General features: G+C 72.1%; 5 protein-coding genes. 4 read left to right on the plus strand and 1 reads right to left on the minus strand.

Going from position 1 to position 7207, the window contains the following annotated elements:
- Positions 1–151 precede the first annotated feature (151 nt).
- Entirely contained in the window at positions 152–1759 is a 1608-nt protein-coding gene (gene aceB / locus IE99_RS0125180) for a malate synthase A (RefSeq protein ID WP_030175889.1), read from the minus strand.
- A 213-nt stretch (positions 1760–1972) separates the two neighbouring features.
- Here aceB and hflX point away from each other — a divergent pair, with 213 nt between their 5' ends.
- The 4 genes from hflX to IE99_RS0125200 all read left to right on the plus strand — a co-directional run bounded on the left by hflX (position 1973) and on the right by IE99_RS0125200 (position 6889).
- Complete coding sequence (gene hflX / locus IE99_RS0125185) at positions 1973–3397, plus strand: GTPase HflX (protein ID WP_030175892.1); 1425 nt, start codon at positions 1973–1975, stop codon at positions 3395–3397.
- Between the two features lie 484 nt (positions 3398–3881).
- Positions 3882–5096, plus strand: a complete 1215-nt coding sequence (gene hutI, locus IE99_RS0125190; protein ID WP_030175896.1) for an imidazolonepropionase — start codon at positions 3882–3884, stop codon at positions 5094–5096.
- A gap of 154 nt (positions 5097–5250) precedes the next feature.
- A complete protein-coding gene (locus IE99_RS0125195) occupies positions 5251–6096 on the plus strand; it encodes a DegV family protein (RefSeq protein WP_030175899.1) in 846 nt (281 codons plus the stop codon).
- 70 nt (positions 6097–6166) lie between these two features.
- A complete protein-coding gene (locus IE99_RS0125200) occupies positions 6167–6889 on the plus strand; it encodes a ComEA family DNA-binding protein (protein WP_084219926.1) in 723 nt (240 codons plus the stop codon).
- Positions 6890–7207: the final 318 nt, after the last annotated feature.

Here is a 7207-nt window from a genome sequence, read left to right on the forward strand (position 1 = left end):
CATTCCATCAAGAGGCGGACGCCCCGACAGCGCACAGCCGGCAGACCCGATCCTGAGGCTCGGCCGACGGTCACGGGCCGTGCGGCCTCCGCGTTCAACGCGCGGAGGCCGCACGACCCGTGACGGGGTGCGAGGGGGTCGCCCCTGGGAACTACGGCATCCGCTCGTACGCCGGCGTGGTGAGGAAGTCCTTGTACTCGCCCGCGAGGGTGACCTCCTTGAAGAGGGCCACGGCCTGGTCGTAGCGGGGCTCGTTGTAGGCGTCGCCCAGCTCGGCCCGGATCTTCGCGAGTTCCTCGTCGAGGATCTGCTCGACGAGTTCCGCGGTGACCTTCTGGCCCTCCTTGAGGGTGATGCCGTTGTAGATCCACTGCCAGACCTGGGAGCGGGAGATCTCGGCGGTGGCCGCGTCCTCCATCAGGTTGTGGATGGCGACGGCGCCGGAACCGTTCAGCCAGGTCGCGAGGTAGCGGAGCGCCACGTCGATGTTGTTGCGCAGGCCGGCCTCGGTGATGTCGCCGGGGGTGGCGGCGACGTTCAGCAGGTCGGCGGCGGTGACGGAGACGTCCTCGCGCAGGCGGTCCCGCTGGTTCGGCTTGTCGCCGAGGACGCCGTCGAACACCTCGCGGCAGATCGGGACGAGGTCGGGGTGCGCGACCCAGGAGCCGTCGAAGCCGTCGCCGGACTCGCGGGTCTTGTCGGCGCGGACCTTCTCCAGCGCGACCTTGTTCACGGCCTCGTCCTTGCGGGACGGGATGAACGCGGCCATGCCGCCGATCGCGTGCGCGCCCCGCTTGTGGCACGTCCGGACGAGCAGTTCGGTGTAGGCGCGCATGAACGGCGCCGTCATGGTGATGGCGTTGCGCTCGGGGAGGACGAACTCGGCCCCGCGGTCGCGGAACTTCTTGATGACCGAGAAGAGGTAGTCCCAGCGGCCGGCGTTGAGGCCCGCGGAGTGGTCGCGCAGCTCGTAGAGGATCTCCTCCATCTCGAACGCGGCGGGGATGGTCTCGATCAGGACGGTGGCCCGGATGGTGCCGCGCGGGATGTCGAGGTGGTCCTGGGCGAGGTTGAAGGCGTCGTTCCAGAGACGCGCCTCCAGGTGGCTCTCCATCTTGGGCAGGTAGAAGTACGGGCCCTTGCCCTTGGCCATCTGGCGGCGGGCGCAGTGGAAGAGGTAGAGGCCGAAGTCGAAGAGCGATCCGGACACCGGCTCGCCGTCGACCAGGAGGTGCTTCTCCTCCATATGCCATCCGCGGGGGCGCACGACGATGGTCGCGAGGTCCTCGTCGGCCTTCAGGGCGTAGCCCTTGCCCGACTTGGGGTCGGTGAAGTCGATGGTGCGGTCGAGGGCGTCGCGCAGGCTGAGCTGCCCCTCGATCATGTTGTCCCACAGCGGGGTGTTGGCGTCCTCGAAGTCGGCCAGCCACACCTTCGCGCCCGAGTTCAGCGCGTTGATCGTCATCTTGCGGTCGGTCGGGCCGGTGATCTCGACGCGGCGGTCCTCCAGGCCGGGGGCCGGGTCGGCCACCCGCCAGGAGCCGTCGGCGCGGACGTCCGCGGTCTCGGGGAGGAAGTCGAGGGTCCCGCCCGCCGACAGCGCGCGCTGCCGCTCGACGCGGGCGGCGAGCAGCTCCTCGCGCCGCGCGCCGAAGGCGCGCTGGAGGGCGGCGACCAGGGCGAGCGCCTCGGGCGTCAGGATCTCCTCGTAGCGTTCGCCGAGGGGTCCGTTCACCTCGACGCCGTCAAGTCCAGCCATCGGCCCGCCTTTCGTATCGTGAAATTTCACTTCTGTTACGTGGAGAACGGTACTCGCCGGTAGCGAGGACGGTCAAAGCGGGGGCACGCGGGACACGTCCCCCCGTCCGTCCAAGTGAACCCGCCCCCGGAATAAGCGCGTGACCTCGCCGGAGGGCGCGTGAGACGATCGCGTGGAAGATACGGCCGCCCCGCGGCGTTCTACAGAGGACATATGACTCAACCTTTCTTCGAAGACCAGGACCCGGCCGAGTTCGACCCCATGACGGGGGAGCTCGACCTGGAGGACAGGCGCGCCCTGCGCCGCGTCGCGGGACTGTCCACCGAGCTGACCGACGTCACCGAGGTCGAGTACCGCGCGCTCCGCCTGGAGCGCGTCGTCCTCGTCGGCGTGTGGACGGAGGGCACGGCCGAGATGGCCGACAACTCCCTCCGCGAACTCGCCCTCCTCGCCGAGACCGCCGGATCCGAGGTGCTCGAGGGGCTCGTCCAGCGCCGCTCCCGCCCCGACCCCGCCACCTACATCGGCTCCGGCAAGGCCGCCGAGCTGCGCGACGTCGTCATCGCCACGGGCGCCGACACCGTCATCTGCGACGGCGAGCTGGCCCCGAGCCAGCTGCGGCACCTGGAGGAGCTCGTCCAGGTCAAGGTGATCGACCGCACGGCGCTGATCCTCGACATCTTCGCCCAGCACGCCAAGAGCCGCGAGGGCAAGGCGCAGGTCGAACTCGCCCAGCTGAACTACCTCCTGCCGCGCCTGCGCGGCTGGGGCGGCAACCTGTCCCGGCAGGTCGGCGGCCGTGCCGCCGGCGGCGTCGGCATCGGCGGCCGCGGCCCCGGCGAGACCAAGATCGAGCTGGACCGGCGCCGGATCCGCACCCGGATGGCCAAGCTCCGCCGCGAGATCGGCGGGATGTCCAAGGCGCGCGACACCAAGCGCGGCGAGCGCCGCCGCCACGGGGTGCCCTCCGTCGCCATCGCCGGCTACACCAACGCGGGCAAGTCCTCGCTGCTCAACCGGCTCACCGGTGCCGGGGTCCTGGTGGAGGACGCCCTGTTCGCCACCCTCGACCCCACCGTCCGCCGCGCCGAGACCCCCGGCGGTCGCGCCTACACGCTCGCCGACACGGTCGGCTTCGTCCGGCACCTCCCGCACCAGCTCGTCGAGGCGTTCCGCTCGACCCTGGAGGAGGTCACCGACGCGGGCCTGATCCTGCACGTCGTGGACGGGTCGGACCCCGACCCGGAGGCGCAGCTGGACGCCGTCCGCGAGGTCCTGCGCGACATCGGCGCGGACCGCATCCCGGAGATCGTCGTCATCAACAAGGCGGACGCGGCGGACGAACACGCCCTGGCCCGCCTCCGGCGCCGCGAAACGCACAGCGTCGTCGTGTCCGCCCGCACCGGTTTCGGGATGGCGGAACTGCGCGCCGCGATCGAGGCCGACCTGCCGGGCCTCGACGCCGAACTGCACGTCCTCGTCCCGTACGACCGGGGCGACCTGGTCGCGCAGGCGCACGAGCGCGGCGAGGTGCTCAAGCAGGAGCACCAGCCGGAGGGCACCGCCCTGCACGTCCGGGTCCCCGCCGACCTCGCCGGGGAGCTGGCCCGCTACGAGACCGCCACGCCGACCACCTGACCGGAACCGGGGTTCCGGTCCGCTGGAACACCGGTTCCGCGGGAGCGCCGTCGCCCGGTGGTGACGGCTTTCCGCATTCCGCTTGACGCCCCGCGGGGAACCCGTACGGTCATAGAGCCGAGGGGCGGGTGAGGGCCATCGAAGCGCTGCGGGGAGCACCGAACGGTCCGTGCGCCGCGTCCCGGTGGTCCCGGCGGACGCCTGTCCGCGTCCGGTACGATCTGATGCCTGGAACCTCCCGCCGGGCGGGGGCGTTCCCCCGCCAGAGGTTGTCGGACGGGCCGTCAGTGCACTACCGTGACGAAACCGATATCTCCGGTCTCGTTGCCCGTGGTGGCCATCCGGCCACCCGATCCATCAATGGTGAATCGCCTGCACCCAGTCGGCGTTTCGGATCGAGAGCAGGTGGCCCACCCGATGGCAGGTCTCCACATCGCGACGAGAGCCGATGGCGCGCCCCATCGCTCTCCAGGTCGGTGAACCCATGACGGTACGGCTGTTGACCAACATCGGCAGGCTCTGGACGGGCACCGATGTCTGCAGCAACGCCGCCGTGCTCATCAACGACGACCGCATCGTCTGGGCCGGTCCCGCGTCCGACCTCCCGCAGAGCGTGCCCGGGGTCATCGACGACATCGTGGACGTCGACCACGTCGAGAACCTCGGCGGCGGCCTCGTCACACCCGGCCTCATCGACGCGCACGCCCACCCGGTCTACGCGGGCAACCGCTGGGCCGAGCTCGCCATGCGCACCAGCGGCTCGCCCCAGTCCGCCATCACCGCGGCGGGAGGCGGCGTCAACTCCACCGTCACCGTCACCCGCGGGACCGACCCGTGGACCCTGTGCAATGGCGTCCGCGAACGCCTCCGCCAGTGGATCGTCGCCGGCACCACCACGGTCGAGGCCAAGACCGGCTACCACCTCACCCGCGACGGCGAACTCGCCGACATCCGGATGCTCCGCTCGCTCGAGGGCGAGCCGTCCATGCCCCGGATCCACGCCACCTTCCTCGCCGCCCACATCCTCCCGCCCGAGTTCTTCGGACGCCGCCGCGACTACATCGAGGCCGTCCGCCTCTGGGCCGGCGACGCCGCCGTCGCGGGCGCCGACTCCATCGACGTCTACTGCGACGAGGGCCACTTCACCCCGGAGGAGGCCCGCGCGCTCCTGCTCACCGGCAAGCGCGCCGGCCTCAAGGCCCGCATGCACGCCTGCGCCGACGAGCGCATCGGCGCCGCCCAGGTCGCCGCGGAGGTGGGCTGCGCGTCCGCCGACCTGCTCACCCAGGCCAACGACGACGACATCAAGGCCCTCGCCCACGCCGGCGTCACCGCCACCGTCTGCCCCGGCAGCTCGCTGAACAGCAGCCGCCCGCCCGCGCCCGTCCGGCAGATGCTCGACCGCGGCGTCACCGTCGCCCTCGGCACGGACCACAACCCGGGCCAGTGCGGCATCACGTCCATGCCGCTGGTCATCGGCCTGTCCGTCGCCATGTTCGGCCTGTCCGTCACCGAGGCGCTCCGAGCAGCCACCCTCGGAGGCGCGGCCGCGCTGCGCTACGGCGACCGCGGCTCCCTCGCCCCCGGCATGCTCGCCGACATCGTCCTCTGGGACGCCGACCACGAGGGCGCCTTCGCCTGGGCCTTCGGCCTGCGGGCCCTGAGGGTCTGGCGCGGCGGAGTCCCCGTCCAGCACTGACGCCCCTCTCCCTGAAGGACACGGGCAGGGTGATACGAGGACACCGGCACAGGGAGTGACGCGCCCGCCCAAATGAGTGAGCGGTGCGGCGCCCGTTACGCGGTGGAACAAACCGGACACGCGAAGGACGCGCGGGACGGGTAGTGTCACAGGCATGGGCAGTGCGGTAGCGGTCGTGACGGATTCCACCGCCTACCTTCCGCCCGGTCTCGCCGAACGGCACGGGCTGACCGTCGTCCCCCTGCAGATCGCCGTCGCCGGCGCCGTACGGGACGAGAACGAGATCAGCACCGCCGAAGCGGCCGCTGCGCTGAAGGAATGGCGCCCCGTCACCACGTCGCGCCCGGCACCCCAGCGTTTCGCGCAGACCTACCAGGCCGTGGCGGCGGCGGGCGCGAGCCGGATCGTCTCGGTCCACCTCTCGGCCGCGATGTCCGGGACGGTCGAGGCCGCGCGCCTGGCCGCCGGGGACGCGCCGGTCCCCGTCACGGTCGTCGACAGCGGCACCCTGGGCCTGGGCCTGGGCTTCGCCGCGCTCTCGGCCGCCGCCGCGGCGCTGGCGGACGCCACCGTGGACGAGGTCGTCGCGGCCGCCGAACGCCGCGCCGCCCTCACACGATCGCTCTTCTACGTCGACACCCTGGAGCACCTGCGCCGCGGCGGCCGGATCGGCGCCGCGGCGACCCTGGTCGGATCGGCGCTCATGGTCAAGCCGCTGCTGCACATCCTGGACGGCAGGATCGCGCCCTTGGAGAAGGTCCGGACGTCATCGCGCGCCCTGGCCCGGCTGGCGGAGCTCGCCGTCGCCGAAGCCGGTGACCGCCCCGTCGATCTCGGCATCCAGCACCTGGCGGCCGGAGCCCGTGCCGAGACGCTCGCGGCCCGCCTGCGGGAGCGCATCCCCCACGTCGCCGACATCTACGTGGGCGAGGTGGGGCCGGTCATCGGCGCCCATGTCGGCCCCGGGATGCTGGGCGTGGTCGTGGCCCCCCACCTGTAGCCGCTCGGGAGTTATCCACAATCGACGGATCGTGACCGGCGCCGCCGAGCCGCGGCCTACCGTCCGTCCCATGAAGACGAACGACCACCGGCCGACCGCCCCCGACCGGCTCCACGCCCTCGTCGAGGGCCTGCGCCCGTCGAGCGCACCGCCGCCCGAGGCGCCCGCCGCCCACCTGCGCGCGAGCCCGGAGAGACCGAACACCCGTGTCCTGATCCTCATCGGGCTCATCGCCGCCCTCGTGGCCGGCGCCTACCTGTGGGCGGCACGCCCCCGCCCGGCGGCCTCCCCGGAGCGAATGGCCCCGGCCTCCCCGGCCTCCCTGGCGGCGACGCCGTCCGCGATGCCCGCCTCGGCATCCGCCATGGCCCGGGTGACCGTCCACGTCCTGGGCAAGGTCGAACGCCCCGGCGTGGTCACGCTGCCGAGCGGAGCCAGGGTCGCGGAGGCCATCGAAGCCGCCGGCGGCGTACGCCGGGGCGCCGCCACCGGCACGCTCAACCTCGCCCGCAGGGTGGTGGACGGCGAGCAGATCCCCGTCGGCATCCGCCCGCCGCCGCAGGCACCGGGCACGGCGGCTCCGGCGTCCCCAGGCCCCGGCGCGCCGCTCGACCTCAACACGGCGACCGCCGAGCAACTGGACGGCCTGCCGGGCGTGGGCCCCGTCCTGGCCGAGCGCATCCTCGGCTACCGGACACAGCACGGCGGCTTCCGCTCGGTCGACCAGCTCCAGGAAGTGAACGGGATAGGCGCCCGCCGCTACGCCGACCTGAAACCCATGGTCCGCGTCTAACACCCTCCGACGCCCGCTGAATCGTCCGCCGCCAAGAGCGCTTCACCACACCCCAAGCGGATCGAGTACCGGCCCTGCCGCGCCCCTGGCCAGACGACGGCCTCGTGTTAGATCGATCACCGCCTGCCGTGCCCCCTGGCCAAGCGGGCCTCGTTACGGAAGGAGCGCCATGACTTCGTCGTCGCCGGGTGGCCATGACCTGCGGCTGATCGGTCCGGCCCTAGATCGTTGATGGGGGTTTTTGAGTGCTCTGGTTAGTGGTCGTAGGCGATCAGTGATCGCTTGACCGGGGCGTCGATGAGCCAGTTGTGCCAGATG

The sequence above is a fragment of the Spirillospora albida genome (assembly GCF_000718255.1).
GTDB classification, from domain to species: domain Bacteria; phylum Actinomycetota; class Actinomycetes; order Streptosporangiales; family Streptosporangiaceae; genus Spirillospora; species Spirillospora albida.